This window comes from Kineococcus endophyticus (genome assembly GCF_040796495.1).
GTDB lineage: Bacteria > Actinomycetota > Actinomycetes > Actinomycetales > Kineococcaceae > Kineococcus > Kineococcus endophyticus.
On the sequence record NZ_JBFNQN010000005.1, the window covers coordinates 90,477 to 106,389 of the forward strand.

General features: G+C 76.0%; 17 protein-coding genes. 6 read left to right on the forward strand and 11 right to left on the reverse strand.

The features are described from left to right. Together AB1207_RS08225 and AB1207_RS08230 are read left to right on the forward strand one after the other, a co-directional pair. Window positions 1-1,068: an LLM class flavin-dependent oxidoreductase gene (locus tag AB1207_RS08225; protein WP_367637524.1), complete on the forward strand. Its 1,068-nt coding sequence runs from the start codon at window positions 1-3 to the stop codon at window positions 1,066-1,068. An 81-nt stretch (window positions 1,069-1,149) separates the two neighbouring features. Beyond that, window positions 1,150-1,359: a hypothetical protein gene (locus AB1207_RS08230; RefSeq protein WP_367637525.1), complete on the forward strand. Its 210-nt coding sequence runs from the start codon at window positions 1,150-1,152 to the stop codon at window positions 1,357-1,359. Here AB1207_RS08230 and AB1207_RS08235 read toward each other — a convergent pair. After that, a complete protein-coding gene (locus tag AB1207_RS08235; RefSeq protein ID WP_367637527.1) occupies window positions 1,350-1,883 on the reverse strand; it encodes a metallophosphoesterase family protein in 534 nt (177 codons plus the stop codon). The two genes, AB1207_RS08230 and AB1207_RS08235, sit on opposite strands and share 10 nt — an antisense overlap. Window positions 1,884-1,885: 2 nt before the next feature. Next, window positions 1,886-3,115 carry a phosphoglycerate dehydrogenase gene (serA, locus tag AB1207_RS08240; protein WP_367637529.1) on the reverse strand — a complete coding sequence of 410 codons (1,230 nt, stop codon included), beginning with the start codon at window positions 3,113-3,115 and terminating at the stop codon, window positions 1,886-1,888. A gap of 386 nt (window positions 3,116-3,501) precedes the next feature. Between serA and AB1207_RS08245 the strand changes: the two genes are divergently transcribed. Beyond that, a complete protein-coding gene (locus AB1207_RS08245; RefSeq protein ID WP_367637531.1) occupies window positions 3,502-5,280 on the forward strand; it encodes a hypothetical protein in 1,779 nt (592 codons plus the stop codon). 86 nt (window positions 5,281-5,366) lie between these two features. Here AB1207_RS08245 and AB1207_RS08250 read toward each other — a convergent pair whose 3' ends face one another. Then, window positions 5,367-6,068: an NAD(P)H-binding protein gene (locus AB1207_RS08250; RefSeq protein WP_367637533.1), complete on the reverse strand. Its 702-nt coding sequence runs from the start codon at window positions 6,066-6,068 to the stop codon at window positions 5,367-5,369. Between the two features lie 78 nt (window positions 6,069-6,146). Between AB1207_RS08250 and AB1207_RS08255 the strand changes: the two genes are divergently transcribed. Further along, entirely contained in the window at window positions 6,147-6,953 is an 807-nt protein-coding gene (locus AB1207_RS08255) for a transglutaminase-like domain-containing protein (protein ID WP_367637534.1), read from the forward strand. Between the two features lies 1 nt (window position 6,954). On the opposite strand, the gene AB1207_RS08260 is transcribed toward AB1207_RS08255, so the two are convergent. Continuing rightward, window positions 6,955-7,305 carry a TraR/DksA family transcriptional regulator gene (locus AB1207_RS08260; protein WP_367637535.1) on the reverse strand — a complete coding sequence of 117 codons (351 nt, stop codon included), beginning with the start codon at window positions 7,303-7,305 and terminating at the stop codon, window positions 6,955-6,957. 71 nt (window positions 7,306-7,376) lie between these two features. Here AB1207_RS08260 and AB1207_RS08265 point away from each other — a divergent pair, with 71 nt between their 5' ends. Continuing rightward, a complete protein-coding gene (locus AB1207_RS08265; protein WP_367637536.1) occupies window positions 7,377-7,832 on the forward strand; it encodes a pilus assembly protein CpaE in 456 nt (151 codons plus the stop codon). Window positions 7,833-7,849: 17 nt separating this feature from the next. On the opposite strand, the gene AB1207_RS08270 is transcribed toward AB1207_RS08265, so the two are convergent. The 4 genes from AB1207_RS08270 to AB1207_RS08285 form a co-directional block, all read right to left on the reverse strand. Then, complete coding sequence (locus AB1207_RS08270) at window positions 7,850-8,755, reverse strand: proteasome assembly chaperone family protein (protein ID WP_367637537.1); 906 nt, start codon at window positions 8,753-8,755, stop codon at window positions 7,850-7,852. 61 nt (window positions 8,756-8,816) lie between these two features. Next, the gene (gene nrdR / locus AB1207_RS08275; protein ID WP_367637538.1) at window positions 8,817-9,320 is read right to left on the reverse strand and encodes a transcriptional regulator NrdR; all 504 of its coding nucleotides are present in this window, start codon (window positions 9,318-9,320) and stop codon (window positions 8,817-8,819) included. Between the two features lie 118 nt (window positions 9,321-9,438). Continuing rightward, window positions 9,439-9,894, reverse strand: a complete 456-nt coding sequence (locus AB1207_RS08280; protein WP_367637539.1) for a LysM peptidoglycan-binding domain-containing protein — start codon at window positions 9,892-9,894, stop codon at window positions 9,439-9,441. Between the two features lie 190 nt (window positions 9,895-10,084). After that, window positions 10,085-10,354, reverse strand: a complete 270-nt coding sequence (locus AB1207_RS08285; RefSeq protein ID WP_367637541.1) for a DUF2277 domain-containing protein — start codon at window positions 10,352-10,354, stop codon at window positions 10,085-10,087. Between the two features lie 192 nt (window positions 10,355-10,546). Between AB1207_RS08285 and lexA the strand changes: the two genes are divergently transcribed. Beyond that, a complete protein-coding gene (gene lexA, locus AB1207_RS08290) occupies window positions 10,547-11,290 on the forward strand; it encodes a transcriptional repressor LexA (RefSeq protein WP_437178887.1) in 744 nt (247 codons plus the stop codon). 36 nt (window positions 11,291-11,326) lie between these two features. On the opposite strand, the gene AB1207_RS08295 is transcribed toward lexA, so the two are convergent. From AB1207_RS08295 to hflX, 3 genes are all read right to left on the reverse strand, one after another. Further along, a complete protein-coding gene (locus AB1207_RS08295; protein ID WP_367637542.1) occupies window positions 11,327-11,992 on the reverse strand; it encodes an aspartate/glutamate racemase family protein in 666 nt (221 codons plus the stop codon). A 53-nt stretch (window positions 11,993-12,045) separates the two neighbouring features. Continuing rightward, the gene (locus tag AB1207_RS08300) at window positions 12,046-14,112 is read right to left on the reverse strand and encodes an ATP-dependent DNA helicase (RefSeq protein ID WP_437178888.1); all 2,067 of its coding nucleotides are present in this window, start codon (window positions 14,110-14,112) and stop codon (window positions 12,046-12,048) included. A gap of 102 nt (window positions 14,113-14,214) precedes the next feature. Next, window positions 14,215-15,807: a GTPase HflX gene (gene hflX / locus AB1207_RS08305; protein ID WP_367637543.1), complete on the reverse strand. Its 1,593-nt coding sequence runs from the start codon at window positions 15,805-15,807 to the stop codon at window positions 14,215-14,217. Window positions 15,808-15,913: the final 106 nt, after the last annotated feature.

Sequence of the window (15,913 nt, forward strand, 5' to 3'; positions counted from 1 at the left end):
GTGAGTTCCGCGCCCACGTCCCACCCCGAGTCGCACCCCGAGTCCCAGCCCGTGCCGCTGTCCGTCCTGGACCTGTCACCGGTGACGTCCGGGCGACCGCCGGCGACCGCGCTGCGCGACAGCGTCGACCTCGCGCGGGCCGTAGAGGGACTGGGGTACCACCGCTACTGGGTCGCCGAGCACCACGGCTCCCCCGCGGTGGTCTCGGCGCCCGCCGTGCTCATCGGCGCGGTCGCCGCCGCGACGAGCACCCTGCGCGTGGGAGCCGGCGGGATCATGCTGCCCAACCACTCCCCGCTGCAGGTCGCCGAGACGTTCCGCGCGCTCGAGGCGTTGCACCCCGGCCGGATCGACCTGGGGCTGGGCCGCGCTCCCGGCACGGACGGGCGCACCGCGCTGGCGCTGCGCCGGTCCCGGCAGGCCCTGGCGGCCGACGACTTCGACGAGCAGTACGCCGAGCTGCGCGGCCACGTCGAGGGCTTCGCTCCCGGGCACCCGTTCGCCGGCATCACCGCCATGCCGACCGGTGTGCCGTTGCCGCCGGTGTGGGTCCTGGGCTCCAGCGACCACGGGGCCCGCGTCGCCGCCGCACTCGGGACGGGCTACGCCTACGCCGGGCACTTCGGAGTCCTCGACCCGGCCGAGCCGCTGCGCGCCTACCGGGAGTCCTTCGTCCCGTCCGCCGCGCGTCCCGCACCGCACGCCCTCCTGTCCGTGGCCGCCGTCGTCGCGGCCGACGCCGGCCGCGCCGAGGAGCTGGCCCGCGCCGCGACGCTGGCGACGGTGCGGCTGCGCCTCGGGGCGCCCGCGCCGCTGCCCACCCCGGAGGAGGCCGCCGCGCACCGGTGGACCCTGGCCGAGCGGAACACCGCGGGCCGGCTCGGGGAGCACCTGCTCGCCGGGACGGCGCAGGACGTGGCGGGACGACTCGCCCGGCTGGCGCGGCGGACCGGCGCCGACGAGCTCCTCGTCGTGACGAACGTCCACGACCAGGCCGAGCGGGTGGCGTCCTACGAGCTGCTGGCGCAGGCGTGGCCGGGAGCGTGGGCGGCGGCGCGCGCAGCGTGAGGGGAACGGCCCCGGCTCGGCCGATCGGGTGAACGCCGACGACCGTCTCAGCTACGGATCGTGACGGTCGATGGGGCAGACATGATCAGCCTCGAGAGCGCCACCTGGGGCTCGCAGGCCGTCACCACGCCTGCGCCGACCCCCTCCGGCAGCACGACCGGCGACGCGTCCGGCCGGGAGCGCCGCCGTCGCCCCGCGATGGTCATCCGCCGACCCACGGCCGGGGACGCCGTGGAGGTCGGGCCCGCCGACCCGCAGCACCCCGCCGGCCGGGTGGACATCTACCTCTGAGGTGCCCGCGGGACCCGGTGCAGGACGACCTCGCCGAGCCGGCCGTCGGCGACGTCGAACTCCATCCAGGTCCCCGTGGGCTGCCGCCGGCGGTCCGTGGGCGAGCCGGGGTTGAGCAGCCGCACCCCGCGCGGGGTCGTGGTGTCCCACGGGATGTGGCTGTGCCCGAACAGGAGCACGTCGACCGTGCCCGCCCACGCGGCGTCGCACCGGCGTTCGCGGCCGGCCTTGTCCCCCGTCTCGTGCACGACCCCGAAGCGCACGCCCTCGAGGGTGAGGACCGCCGTCTCGGCCAGGTGCGCCCGCACGTCCGGACCGTCGTTGTTGCCCGCGACGCCGACGAGACGCCGGCTCCGCGCCTGCAGCGCCAGCACGGTCGCCTCGTCGCACCAGTCGCCGGCGTGCACGACGACGTCGGCCGCCTCGACCGCCGCCCACACCGGCGCGGGCAGGTCCTTCGCCCGCGTCGGCAGGTGGGTGTCGGAGACGACGACGACGTGGACGACGGGGACCCCGAGGACCACGCTCAGCCCAGCTGCCGCACCCGGACGGTCTCGGGCAGTTCGCGCAGCAGGCGCCCGACCTCGTCGGAGGCGTGGGCGGCGATGTCGGTGACGACGTAGCCCAGGTCGCCGCGGGTGGCCAACTGCTGGCTCTCGATGTTCACCCCGGCCTGGGCCAGGACGGAGTTGATGGCGGCCAGCACGCCCGGCACGTTGCGGTGCAGGTGCGCCAGCCGGACCGTCCCGGGTGTGGCCTCGGCCCCCAGGGTGGGCAGGTTCACCGACAGGGTGGTCGCGCCGTGCAGCGCGTAGTCGCGCAGCTTGGCGGCCACGAAGCGCCCGATGTCCTCCTGGGCCTCCTCGGTCGATCCGCCGACGTGCGGGGTGAGGATGACGTTGGGCAGCCCGCGCAGCTCGGACTCGAAGGCGTGCCCGGACCCCTTGGGCTCGGTGGGGAAGACGTCGATGGCCGCGCCCGCGATGTGCCCCGACTCGACGTGGTGGCGCAGCGCGACGTGGTCGACGACGAACCCGCGGGAGAGGTTGAGGAAGATCGAACCCGGTCGCATCCGGGCGAACTCCTCCTCCCCGAAGAAGCCGCTGTTGCTGCTGCGGCCGTCGACGTGCAGCGTCACGACGTCGGCGACCTCGAGGACCTCGTGCAGGCTCCCGCAGCGGCGCGCGTTGCCGAGGGCCAGCTTGTCGGTGCGGTCGTAGAAGAAGACGCTCATGCCGAGCGCCTCGGCCACGACGGACAGCTGCGAGCCGATGTTGCCGTAGCCGATGATCCCCAGCCGGCGGCCGCGCACCTCGTGCGAGCCGGCGGCGGACTTGTCCCAGACACCCTCGTGCATGGCGCGGTCCTTGACCGTGAGCCGGCGGGTGAGGGCGATGATCTCGGCGAGGGCCAGCTCGACGACGCTGCGCGTGTTGCTGTACGGCGCGTTGAAGACGGCGACCCCGTGGGTGGCCGCGGCGAACAGGTCGATCTGGTTGGTGCCGATGCAGAAGGCGCCGACGGCGCGCAGGTCCGGGGCGTTCTCCAGGACCTCGGCGCTCACCTGCGTCTGGGAGCGGATGCCGAGCAGCTGGACCCCGTCGAGGCGTTCGAGCAGCTCGTCCTCGTCCAACGCCCCGGACGCGGTCTCCACGTCCCAGCCGGCCTCGGTCAGCAGGGCCCGGGCGTCGGCGTGGATGTTCTCGAGCAGCAGCGCACGTCCGGTGCGGGCCGGTGCGTCGTCGGGGGCGGGCACGTGGTTCCTCCAGCGGCGGGAGCGGTCGGGACCCCAAGTCTCCCGCACGGGGCCCCCGCCGCGGGCCGGGGTCCGGTGCCTGGGCACCGGACGGCCGGGGCCTGCTCACGGTGCGTCATGCCCGGACGGCGGCTGGCATTCGGGTGGACTTCGCCGCCCGACCTCGCCTCGTCCCCCGATCCGGGGTCGACCCTCTGCGCCGCAACGCTTCCAGCCCGAGCGGGGACGAGTCCCGCAACGTCCCGCACTGCGCAGGGCGGGCGACCTTCATCACACTGCGTGACGATCGTTGACCGGTTCCGCGTTGCCGCAGGCACGGGACCGTTCCTACCGTCACGCGACGGACGAGGGACCCGCCCCGTCCCGGGTGGAGAGGAGCCCGCCGCGTGGACCGCTACCCCGTCCTGCGCAGCGACCCCACCCTGCCGGCCGCCGCGCGCGGGCGCGCCGCCCTCACCCTGTCCGCCGCGACCCCACCCGCGGGGACCGGCACCGGCACGGGGTGGGGGCCGGGTCTGGCGCCCCACCCCGACCGCCTCGAGGTCGTGCGCACCCGGTCGTCCCCGCGCGCCGCGGACCGGCGCCCGAGGGGTCGTCGACCCCGCCACCGCCGCCCGCTCGGCCCCCGTCCTCCCGTCCGGCCCGGCGCCGGCCCCCTGCTGCTGGGGGTCGCCGCCGTCGGCACGCTGCTGCTCGTCCTCGGCGTCCCGCTGCCGGCGCCGCTGGCCGCCCTCGCCCTGCTCACCGCCGTGACGGTGCTGGGCCTGCCCGTGCTGCACCTGCTGCGCGTCCCGGTCCCCGACCCGGTCGGACGGGTCGTCCTGGCCGCGGCCAGCGGCCTGGTCCTGGTCACCGGCCTGTTCCGGCTGGCCGACGGTGCCGGGTGGCGACCGGGCGGTCCCGCCGTCGCGGTCGCGGGGCTGGCGCTGCTGGTGCTCGCCGTCGTGGGCCGGGGCGCCCTGGCGCCTCCCGGCGCACCGCCGCCCCGCCCCACCCGCGCCCTGCGCGCGGCCCTGCCCCGGCTGCCGCTGCTCGCCCTGCCCGCGCTGGCCTGGGTGGACGCGCTGGGGGACGTGCCGTCCCCCGGTTGGTTGCGGGCGGCGGTGCTCGCGGCCGCGGTCGCGCTCCTGGCCCGGCTGACGCTGCGACGCCGGCCCCGGACCGACCGCGTGGGGGTCGCCGCCACGGTGCACGCCGTCGCCGTCGCGGTCCTCACCCCGCTCGGCGGGGCCGCGTCCGGTGCGGCGGCCACGCCCTGGGGCTCGGGCCTGGCCCGGGCGTGGTCGCTGACGCCCGGGACCGTCGAGGCGGTCGTCCTGCCGGCCGTCACGGCCCTCGTCGTCGTCGGGACGTGGCTGGTCGCCGAACGCGTCGTGGGCACCCGGCGGGCCGTCGTCGTGGCCGTCCTCGCGCTGGCCGCGCTCGCCGCCGCCCCGCCCGGTCCGGGTGACCTGGCGGTCACCGCCGCCGTCCTGCTCGTCGTGACCCGCTCCCCCGCAGGACGTCCGGGGCCGGCCGCGACGGGGCGCCGACTGCTCGTCCTCCTCCTCGGTGCCGGAGCCCTGCTCACGGCGCCGAGCGCCGCGGTCTTCGGTGCCCAGGTCTGCCTGGCGGCGCTCGCCGGCACCGTCCTGGGCCCGGCCGGCCGACGGCCGGGGCGGGTCCTGACCCTGCCCCTCGCCCTGGGGTTCGCCGTCGCCGTGTGGGGGGCGGCCGCCCTCGGGCAGCGGCTCCCCGTCACCGGTGGTGCCGTGCCGGCGGCCGGCGTGGTCCTCGTGGCCCTCGCGGCCGCCGGCCTGCTCGCCGTGCTCCTGCGCCGGGTCCCCCGGCCGCCCACGGACACCGAGTTCCTCGCGCTGGCCGCGGCGGGGCTGCTCGTGCAGGCCGTGGCCGCCGCCGGGGCCGGCAGCACGGGCGGAGCGGGCTCCCCCGTCCCGCACGTCCTGCTGCTCCTGACGGTCCCGGCCGTGCTCGGCGTCGGCGTCGTCTGGGGTGTGCTCTCAGCCGGCCTGGGTCTGGTGCTGGACCGGGTCCCCGCGCGGTGGCTGCGCTCGGACTCCCGGGCCACCCGGGCCCACCGGGGCACCCCCGGTCGCGCCCTGCGGACCGCGCTCGTGGCGCTGGCCCTGTTCGCGCTCGCGTACGCCCGGCGGGCGTTCGGCTGACGGGGTGTCCGGCTGACGGGGTGTCCGGCTGACGGGGTGACCGGCTGGCGGGGTGCCCTCTGGCGGGGCGTCCGGCTGGTGGGGCGTCAGGCGCCCGCCGTGGCTCCGGCGACGGCGTCCGCCACGGGGGTCTGCCCCGACTCCAGTCCCAGCACGCGCGCCGGGGACCGCCCCGCCACGAGCCCGTCGAGCAGCTCCAGGGCGACGGCCGCCACGTCGGCCCGCGGGACGGTGCCGCCGTCCACGGCCGGGTCCAACCGGACGCGGCCCGTGGCGGGGTCGTCCAGCAGCCCCGCCGGTCGCAGCACGACCACCCGCAGCCCCGGGCGGGCCAGGAGGTCCTCCTCGGCGGCCAGCTTGGCGCGCAGGTAGGCGACGAAGACCTCGTCGAGGTCCTCGGGGGTCGCCCCGTCGCGGACGCGGTCGACGCCGATCGAGGAGACCAGCAGGTACGAGGGGACCCCGGCCCGTTCGGCGGCGTCGGCCAGGAGCACCGCGGCGCCCCGGTCGACGGTGTCCTTGCGCGCCGCTCCGCTGCCCGGGCCGGCACCGGCCGCGAACACGACGGCGTCGGCGCCCCGCAGGTCCTCGGCGAGCACGTCCGGTCCGTCGGACCCGGCCGTCAGCCCCTCGAGGTCGCGCACCACCCCCGTCACCCCCAGCGCGCCGAGGTCCGCGACGTGGTCGGGGTTGCGGACGAGCCCGACGACCTCGTCCCCGCGGTCGGCGGCGAGGCGGCCGAGCAGCTGGGCGATCTTCCCGTGTCCTCCGGCGATGACGATGCGCACGGGTCGCACGGTAGGAGCCGGCTCCGCACCCCGCACCTCGCGGCGGGCGCGCCCGGCGGACTCGGGCAGGATCGTGTCGTGTCCCGCACCTCCGTCCGCGTCCACCTGCAGCTCCACGCCGACCGCCCGACCGAGGCGAGCCTGCTCGTCGCCGTCGCCCGCCGCCCCGGCGTCCCGGTGCGCTCGGAGGAGCTGGTCGTCACCGGACCCGACGGGCCCGTCGCCGTCGACGCGGACGTCCTGCCCGACGGGACGGTGCTGCACCACACCACGCTGCCCGCGGGCGACGTCGGCGTCCTCTACGAGGCCTCGGTGGCGCCGGAGGGCGGCGACCCCGCAGCCCTCACACCGGCCGAGCGCTGGGAGTACACCCGGCCCAGCCGGTACTGCCCCTCGGACCGGCTCGCGCGGGCGGCGGCGGCGGAGTTCGCCTCGGTGCCCCGCGAGGACCTGCCGCGCGCGGTCGCGGAGTGGGTGGGGGCCCGGACGGCGTACGTCAGCGGGTCGAGCACGCCCACCGACGGCGCCCTGGAGACCTTCGTGGACCGGCAGGGCGTCTGCCGCGACTTCGCCCACCTCACCACCGCGCTGCTGCGCGCGCTGGACGTGCCCGCCCGGGTGGTGGCCGTCTACGCGCCGGGCCTGTCCCCCATGGACTTCCACGCCGTCGTGGAAGCCGCCCCGCGGGGGTCGTGGGAGGTGGTCGACGCCACCCGGCTGGCCCCGCGCCCGTCCCTGGTCCGCATCAGCGCGGGACGGGACGCGGCGGACACGGCCTTCCTCACGACCGCCGGGGACGTGCGGCTGGACTCGATGTCGGTGCTGGCGGTCGTCGACGGGGACCGGCCCGCCGACGACCACCGGAGCCTGCAGCGGCTGCGCTGACCTAGAGCTTCTCCCCGGCCAGGGTCGCCGCGTCCGGGAGCGCCTCGAGGCGCTCGGGCGGGATCGGCTGCCCGGAGACCACGGAGACGCCGTAGGTGCCGTCCTCGATCCGCTTGAGGGCGTCGTGCACGCTGTCCAGGCGTCGGCGCGCTCCCTCCAGCAGGCCTTCGTTCTCGGCGGCCTGCTGCTCGTGGGCGCCCATGTCGCCGGCGTCCTGCCCGCCCTCGGCCGCGTCCGGCGTGCTGCCGGACTCCAGCCGGGCGACGAGGTCGTCGATCGTGGTCTGCAGGTCGCGCTGCATGGTGAGGAGCCGCTCGCGGGCGGCGTCGAGGTCGAGAGAGCTGGCGTCCATGGTGGACGTTCCTACCGTGCCCGGACCGTTCCGGCACGACGGGGCGTGCGGCGGGGGTCCATGCTGGGCGGGTGATCTCCCTCGACCTCGCCCTGCGCCTCAAGGACGCCGGCCTGGCGTGGCACCCCGCCTCCGGGGACCGCTTCGTCATCCCCCACCGGGACATGGACGCCGACGTCTTCACGCTGTCCGACATGACGGTCGAGGTGCACGACCACCCGACGGGCCGCGTCATCGGCTTCAACGGGACGACGGAGTGGGCCCTGGACTCCGTCGACCAGCCCGAGGCGTGCTGGTTGCCGGCCGAGCACCAGCTGCGCGACCTGCTCGGCGACCGCTTCACGCGCCTGGAACGCCGCGCCGACGCCGAGGGTCCGCTGTACCGGGTGCTGCTGCTCGACGAGGACGGCGCCGACGCGTTCGAGGCGCGCGACGCCTCAGACGCCTACGGACAGGCTCTGCTGCACCACGTCTCGGGCGCGGCCGGGGGCAGCGTCGGGACGGACGGCGCGAGCGCCCGGACCTGAACGCGAGCCCGGGCGGCTCACTCCGGCCCGGAGTCCTCGTCGCGCTTGGCCAGGAACCGCTCGAACTCCTCGGCGATCTCGTCGGCCGTGGGCAGGAACGCACTCGCGGCGCTCGTCCCGCGCCCCTCGTCCCCGGAGGCGTCGTACTGCTCCTCCAGCGCGGTCACGACCGACGCCGCCTCGGGCGACTCGGACACCTGCCGGTCGACCTCGACGCGGGTGACCGCCGCGGCCTCCTGCAGCGCCGTGACGTCGACGGCGACGCCCGTGGCCCCGGACAGCGTGCGGACCAGGACGGCCGCGGCGTCGGGGTAGTCGCTGCCGGCGAGGTAGTGGGGGACGTGGGCGAGGACGGAGATGACGTCGCGCCCGGCCTGCGCTCCGCGCAGGTGCAGCAGCGCGGACGCGTGGCCGGGCACCTGGGCCTCGACGTCCCAAGTCCGGTACCCCTCGAGGAGCTCGGGACGGCTCGCGCTGGCCGTGACCCCGGACGGGCGCGTGTGCGGGACCGCGGTGGGGGCGGCGGACAGGACCGTGACCAGGCCGACGCCCAGCTCGTCGACGATGCGCCAGACCGCGGCGCAGAACCGTTCCCACTGCACGTCCGGCTCGGGGCCGGACAGCATGAGCAGCGAGGACCCCTCCTCGTCGAAGACCCTCAGCAGGCGCAGCCGGGGCGGTTCGACGTCGAGCCAGTTCTGGCCGCCGAAGGTCATCGTGGGGCGGCGCGCCCGGTAGTCGTGGAGCTGGTCGACGTCGAAGGTCGCGACCACCTCGTGCCGGCACGTGGCCAGCAGGTGCTCGACGGTCTGCCGGACGGCGGCGCCGGCGTCGATGAAGCCCGACAGCGCCACGACCAGAGGGGGTTCGACGAGGGCGGGGCGCTCACCCTCGTAGGAGTAGAGGGACGCCGGATCGAGCATCCGCCCATCATCGCCGCAGGCAGGACGGCACTGCGCACAGGGGTGCGCCGCGGTGGCCCGATCAGCCGGCGGTGGGCACGGGGCTCGCGTCGTCCTGCGCGACGGCCCGCAGCCCCGCCTCGCGCTCGGACCGCAGCCGGTCGATGGCCTTCTCGAAGTCGGCCAGGGAGTCGAAGGCCTGGTAGACGGACGCGAAGCGCAGGTAGGCGACCTCGTCGAGCTCCTGCAGGAAGGGCAGCGTCGCCAGCCCCACCTGGTGGGCGTCGATCTCGGCGGCCCCCTGGGCCCGGACGGCCTCCTCGACGCGGTGGGCCAGGAGCGCGATGTCGTCCTCGCTCACCGGCCGGCCCTGACAGGCCTTGCGGACGCCGGAGGCGATCTTCGCCCGGCTGAAGGGTTCGGGGGCGCCGGAGCGCTTGACCACGGTCAGGCTCGCCGTCTCGACCGTCGTGAACCGCTTGGAGCAGTTCGGGCACTGGCGACGACGACGGATGGAGGTGCCGTCGTCGGTCGTGCGGGAGTCCACGACACGAGAGTCCTCGTGCCGGCAGAACGGACAGTGCACCCCGACTTCCTCCCCCGCGACCGTTCGAGTCCTGTGGCCCAGCCTCGACCGTACGTCGCGGCGGGCGCTCACAGCAACACAGCCGTCCTGGCGCGGGGTGGGCACCGGGGGCTCCACGTCAGTGCCGGTCGGGCCGGCTCGGCATCGTGAGGCGCTGCCCCGCCTCCAGCGTCATGGAGGGCAGGCCGTTGAGGTCGACGATGTCGCCGGCCACCTCGCGCCAGTCCTCCGTCGGCGCCCACTGCGTCGCGATCGAGGAGAGCGTCTGGCCGGGGGCGACCGTGACGACGACCGGAGCCGGGGCCCGGTCGACCCCGGCCGACGCCCCCGTGAACGCGCCGGTGACGGCGACGACGGCACTGGTCAGCGCCGTGGCGGCGGTGCACGTGACGAGCAGGCGACCGCGACGGGTCAGCCGGAGCGGGCGGCGGGCGGTCGCGCGCTCGGCGGGACGCTCGACGACGGGGCGGGCGCAGCGCGGACGGCGGACGGGCCGGGGACGGCGGGCCGGACGGGCGCCGCCGGCGAACGGCGCGGGGGCCGCGAAGGACGGGGCGAGGGCGGTGGTGCTCACGAGCGTGGACCTCCATCTCGGGGGCGCCTGCTCGAACGGGTGTTCGACCGGGCACGTCTGTTCTACCACCGTTCGAACGGTGGAGCGCAACCCCCGGAGCCCGGGACGGGCGAGGGGGTGACGCCGACAGACGTTGCCACCGACCTCCGACAGACGGCCTGACCTGCGAGGACGCTCGAAGGACCGCCTCTCAGGACGCGTAGCGCTTGGCCGCCCGTTCGCGCGCCCGGGCCGCCTCGACCTCGCGGTCCTTGGGCGGGGCGCTCGTCACGAGGTCGTCGAGCAGGTGGGCGGTCGCGTGCGCGACGGCCGCCACGGCCCGGTCGAAGGCCTCCTGGTTGCGCGCCGACGGGCGGGTGGTCCCGGCGACCTTGCGGACGTACTGCAGGGCGGCGGCCTGCACCTCCTCCGACGTGGCGGGCGGAGCGAAGTTGTGCAACTGGCGGATGTTCCGGCACATGCTCCGACCCTAGGCACCGGCAGGGGCCTGCGACAGGCCCGCAACAGGCCCGCGACAGGGACGCGACGGGGTTCGCGCGAGGACGGGCGACACGCCGGTTCGAACACCTGTTTGATCATCGCGGGCGCGCTGGCTACCGTGGCGGCCACCGGAGCACCTCCGGTCCGGGCGAACCGCAGACAGGAGCAGGACGTGGCCGACGCGCTGGACGGAACGACGGACGCAGCGGGCGAGGACGCCGACACCCTCGGGACGGTCCACGAGTTCCCGGACGCCCCCGTGGTCCGCGACGGCCTGACGAACCGCCAGCGGCGCGTGCTGCACGCCATCAAGGAGTGCGTGGAGTCGCGCGGGTACCCGCCGAGCATGCGCGAGATCGGTCAGGCCGTCGGGCTCACGAGCCCGAGCAGCGTGGCCCACCAGGTGAAGACGCTCGAGAAGATGGGGTACCTGCGCAAGGACCCGCGACGTCCGCGCACCCTCGAGGTCGTGACGCCCGCCCCGCAGTTCGGCTGGGGGCTCATCTCCGGGGTGGAGGGCACCGCCGACGACGGCCGTCCCACGCCGACGTACGTGCCGCTCGTGGGACGCATCGCCGCCGGTGGCCCCATCCTCGCCGAGGAGCTCGTCGAGGAGGTGTTCCCCCTGCCCGCGCAGCTCATCGGTGCGGGTGAGCACTTCATGCTCCGGGTCGTCGGGGAGTCGATGATCGACGCCGCCATCTGCGACGGCGACTGGGTCGTCGTGCGCCAGCAGCCCACGGCCGACAACGGTGACGTCGTCGCCGCCATGATCGACGGCGAGGCCACCGTGAAGGTGTTCCAGCGCAAGGACGGTCACGTCAAGCTGCTGCCCCGCAACCCGCTCTTCGAGCCCATCGACGGCGACGAGGCGACGGTCCTCGGCAAGGTCACCGCGGTCCTGCGCAGCCTCTGACGTCCCCGGTCCCGCCGGGCACCGTGCCCGGCGGGGTCAGCGGACGGGCTGGACCAGCTCGACCGCCGCCTCGATCGCCAGCCGCGGCGAGGTGAGCACGGGAACGTGCAGGTCGCGCAGCAGGGGCGCCGCGTCGAGCATGCTCGCCTGCGCCAGCACGACGACGTCCACGGGCGGGTCGAGCGGCAGGACCGCTCGGCGCACGGCGTCGGCGACCCCCGTGGTGTAGGTCAGGAGGTCGCCGGCCTCGAAGGCCGACCAGGTGTCCGTGCAGCGCACCTCGACGAACTCCACCGCGCGCCCCGTGGTCGCCGCGCACTCGTGCAGCAGCGGCATGAGGGTGGCGGCGGCCTCGTCCAGGGAGGCCACGACCGCGACGCGCCGCCCGGCGAGCACGGCGGCCTCGGCCATCGGACGGTCGACGCGCACGACGCGCAGCCCCATCTCGGCGCCGACCTGCTTGGCGGTCGGGCCGAGCGTGGAGCACGTGCACACGACGACGTCGGCGCCCTCGGCCACGAGCCGGCGCAGCCGGTCCGCGAGCGCCGGACGCACGCTGTCGACGCCGTGCGAGCGGGCTGCGGTCAGCAGCCCGGTGTCGACGAGGTGCTGGCCGGTGACGGTGTCGTCACGCTCGGCCAGGAGATCGCTGAAGGTGCGCACGTGCGCGTGCGCGGAGTGGAGGAAGCCGACGGTGGCCACCCCCCGAGGATGCCACGGAGCGCCCGTCCCGGCGCCAGGGGTCGGGGTTCTCGTCACCCGCTCAGCCTCCGCAACGAGGCCAGGACCGTGTCCGTGGACGTCGTGGGCCAGAAGTCCGGCAGGGACTCGCGCAGGAACCCCCCGTACCGGGCGGTGGCCAGGCGGGAGTCGAGCACCGCGACGACCCCCTTGTCCCCCGTGGCCCGGATGAGCCGGCCCGCCCCCTGGGCGAGGCGGACGGCGGCGTGGGAGACCGAAACGGTGAGGAACCCGTTGCCGCCCGCGGCGTCCACGGCCCGCGACCGGGCCGACATCAGCGGGTCGTCCGGGCGCGGGAAGGGGATGCGGTCGATGACGACGAGGGAGCAGCTGTCCCCCGGCACGTCGACGCCCTGCCACAGGGACAGCGTCCCGAACAGGGACGTCGCGGGGTCGTCGGTGAAGTCCCGGACGAGCTTGGGCAGCCGGTCGTCGCCCTGGCAGAGCACGGGGGTGGAGAGCCGGCCGCGCAGCGCCTCGGCGGCCTCCTCCGCCGCCCGGCGGGAGGAGAACAGCCCCAGCGTCCGGCCGCCGGCGGCCTCGACGAGCGCGGCGAGCTCGTCGAGGGCCGCCTCGCGCGCCCCCGCGCGTCCCGGCGGGGGCAGGTGGCGGGCGACGTAGAGGATCCCCTGGCGGGGGTAGTCGAAGGGGCTGCCCACGTCGACGCCCGTCCACGGCGTCCCCGACCCCTTCGGGCCCTTGAGGCCGAAGGCGCCGGCGACGGGGTCGAAGGAACCTCCGAGCGTCAGCGTGGCCGAGGTGGCCACGACGGTGCGCTCGGTGAAGAGCCGCTCGCGCAGCAGCCCGGCGACGGACAGCGGGGCGATGTGCAGGGAGGGGGCTCGGGAGGCGGGGCCGAAGCCGGCGGTCACCCAGGCGACGTCGAAGCTGTCCTGCGCGCCCCGGCCCACGTCGGCGGCCAGGCGCTCGGCCACGGAGAAGACCTCCTGCACCGCGGCGCGCGCCAGGTGCCGGGCGCCGCGGGACTCCGGGTCCTCCTCCTTGCCCGCGCCCTCGGAGGCGTCCTTGAGGTCGGTCAGCGCCTGGCGGGCCGCGTCGCGGACGGCGACGACGGCGTCGGCCAGCGCGTCCGGCCACCGGTCGAGACGTCCGGGCGGGGCGTCGTCCAGGGCGGCCTCCAACGCGACGGAGGCGTCGTCGAGGGCCTCGGAGACGATGCCCGCGCTGCGCCGCAGGCGGCGGGAGGCGGCGTGCAGCACCGAGGCGGACAGCTCGGCCGTGGCGACGGCCGTCACGCGGTCGGCGAGCTCGTGCGCCTCGTCGACGACGAGGACGTCGTGCTCGGGCAGCAGCAGCCCGCTGTTCTCCATGGCGTCGATGGCCGTCATGGCGTGGTTGGTGACGACGACGTCGACCTGGCGGGCGCGGGCGCGCACCTGCTCCGACCAACACTCCGCGGCCACGGGGCAGCGCTGGGCCCCGAGGCACTCGCGGGCCGACACCGACACCTGGCGCCAGGCGCGGTCGCTGACGCCCGGGTCGAGGTCGTCCCGGTCACCGGTCGACGTCGTGGCCGCCCACTCGCGCAGCCGGACGACCTCGCGCCCCAGCCGCCCCGTGTCCCCAGGGCCCTCGCCGGTCGGGGCGGCGACGTCGAACAACGCCCCCTCGTCGCTGGGGAAGCCGCCGTCGAGCTTGTTGCGGCAGAGGTAGTTCGCGCGGCCCTTGAGCAGCTCCCACGTCGGCTCGCGGTGCAGCGCCGGGGCGATGGCCTGCGCCAGGCGGGGCAGGTCGCGCTCGACGACCTGCGCCTGCAGGGCCAGCGTCGCCGTGGTGACGACGACCCGGCGGTCGGTGTGCACGGCGTGCGCGACCGAGGGCACGAGGTAGGCCATCGACTTGCCCGTGCCGGTGCCCGCCTGGACGAGGAGGTGGCGGCGGGTGCGGATCGCGTCCGTGACGGCCTCGGCCATCCGCACCTGGCCCTCGCGCCGCTGGCCGCCGAGGGCCGTGACCACCTGGTCGAGCAGGGCGGCGGCCTCCGGACCGTCGACGTCCTGCCGTTCCCCGGCCTCGGGGTCCTCGTCGACGGGGGTGGGGGGTCCGGCTGTCGTGCTCACCGGCCCATCCTCCCCCGCGGCTGCGACACGGCCGACCACCGTCCACAGCACGACGCCGCCCCCACGGCTGTGGAGACGGCGTCGTGCCGCGGGCGGGCCCGCTCAGGCGGTCCGGGACAACCGGTACCGGTCGAGCTCGGCCGCCAGGCGGGGCTTGACCCGCGCCAGCAGCCGGGTGCCGTCGGCGGTGTGCTCCTCGTCGAGGACCTGCCCGGTCGTGTGCACCCGGTGGACCAGGTCGCCCCGGTCGTAGGGCACGCACACCTCGAGCTCGACGTCGGGCACGGGGAGCTGCTCGGCGATGCGCGCCAGCAGCTCCTCGATCCCGGCCCCGGTCCGCGCCGACACGGCGACGGCGTTCTGCTCCTTGCGCAGGAGACGGTCCAGGACCTCCGGGTCCGCGGCGTCGGCCTTGTTGACCGCCACGAGCTCGGGGACCGCGGGCGTGCCGCGCTCGACGTAGAGGTCCGCCAGCACGCCGCGGACGGCGGCGAGCTGCCCCTCGGGGTCGGCGTGCGACCCGTCGACCACGTGCAGGACGAGGTCGGACTCGGCGACCTCCTCCAGGGTCGAGCGGAACGCCTCGACGAGCTGGTGCGGCAACGAGCGGACGAACCCGACGGTGTCGGCCAGCGTGTACGGCCGTCCCTCGGGCGTCTGCGCGCGCCGGACCGTCGGGTCCAGCGTCGCGAACAGCGCGTTCTCGACGAGGACCCCGGCACCGGTGAGCCGGTTGAGCAGCGAGCTCTTGCCGGCGTTGGTGTACCCGGCGATGGACACGGACGGAACGGCCCGGGCGTGCCGGAGCGAGCGCTTCTCGACCCGGGCGGTGCCCATGCCCTTGATCTCGCGGCGCAGCTTGGCCATCCGGCCGCGGATGCGCCGGCGGTCCAGCTCGATCTTCGTCTCACCGGGACCGCGGGACCCGATCCCCGCACCGCCGGCGACGCGACCACCGGCCTGGCGGGACATCGACTCACCCCACCCGCGCAGGCGCGGGAGCAGGTACTCGAGCTGGGCGAGCTCGACCTGCGCCTTGCCCTCCCGGCTCTTGGCGTGCTGGGCGAAGATGTCGAGGATGACGGCCGTCCGGTCGACGACCTTCACCTTGACGATGTCCTCCAAGCCGCGGCGCTGGGAGGCGGACAGCTCCCCGTCGCAGACGACGGTGTCGGCCCCCTCCGCGGCGACGAGCTCGGCGAGCGCCTCGGCCTTGCCGGAGCCGAGGTACGTCGCGACGTCGGGGGTGGACCGGCGCTGCAGGACGCCGGCGAGGACGTCGGAGCCGGCCGTGGCGGCGAGGGCCGACAGCTCCTGCAGCGAGACCTCGGCCTCGGCGCGGTTGGAGTCGGCGCTGGACCAGACCCCGGCCAGCACGACCCGTTCCAGTCGCAGCTGCCGGTACTCGACCTCGGTGACGTCGGCGAGCTCGGTGGACAGGCCGGCCGCGCGGCGCAGGGCGCGGCGGTCGGCGAGGTCGAGCTGGTCGCCGTCAAAGGCAGTGTGACCGTCCCAGGCGGTGTGACCGTCGGCGCTGTCCTCGGGCACCTCCTGCGCCACCCCGGTCTGCGAGTCCCCGTGTCCGCGCAGGATCCGGGCGATGGCCCGGTCGAACTCCTGGGCGCGCCCGTCGTGGGTGGGGATCGTCGTGGGTTCCGTCGACTGCTCCGTCGCGGAGTCGTGGCGCTGGTTCATGGACCTCCTCGGTCGTCCTGCTGGTGCTCCTTCGTGCTGCACCCAGCGTCTCAGTCAACGGTCGGGACGGCGACGCTATTTCGTCGACGTGTCCCGGCCACGGGTC

Excerpts from the sequence above, each read along its gene's own strand:
- AB1207_RS08270 (WP_367637537.1), bottom strand. The coding sequence starts at position 8,755 with ATGCTCGATCCGGCGTCCCTCTACTCCTACGAGGGTGAGCGCCCCGCC.
- AB1207_RS08230 (WP_367637525.1), top strand. The coding sequence starts at position 1,150 with ATGATCAGCCTCGAGAGCGCCACCTGGGGCTCGCAGGCCGTCACCACG.
- AB1207_RS08285 (WP_367637541.1), bottom strand. The coding sequence starts at position 10,354 with ATGTGCCGGAACATCCGCCAGTTGCACAACTTCGCTCCGCCCGCCACG.
- hflX (WP_367637543.1), bottom strand. The coding sequence starts at position 15,807 with ATGAACCAGCGCCACGACTCCGCGACGGAGCAGTCGACGGAACCCACG.
- AB1207_RS08260 (WP_367637535.1), bottom strand. The coding sequence starts at position 7,305 with ATGGACGCCAGCTCTCTCGACCTCGACGCCGCCCGCGAGCGGCTCCTC.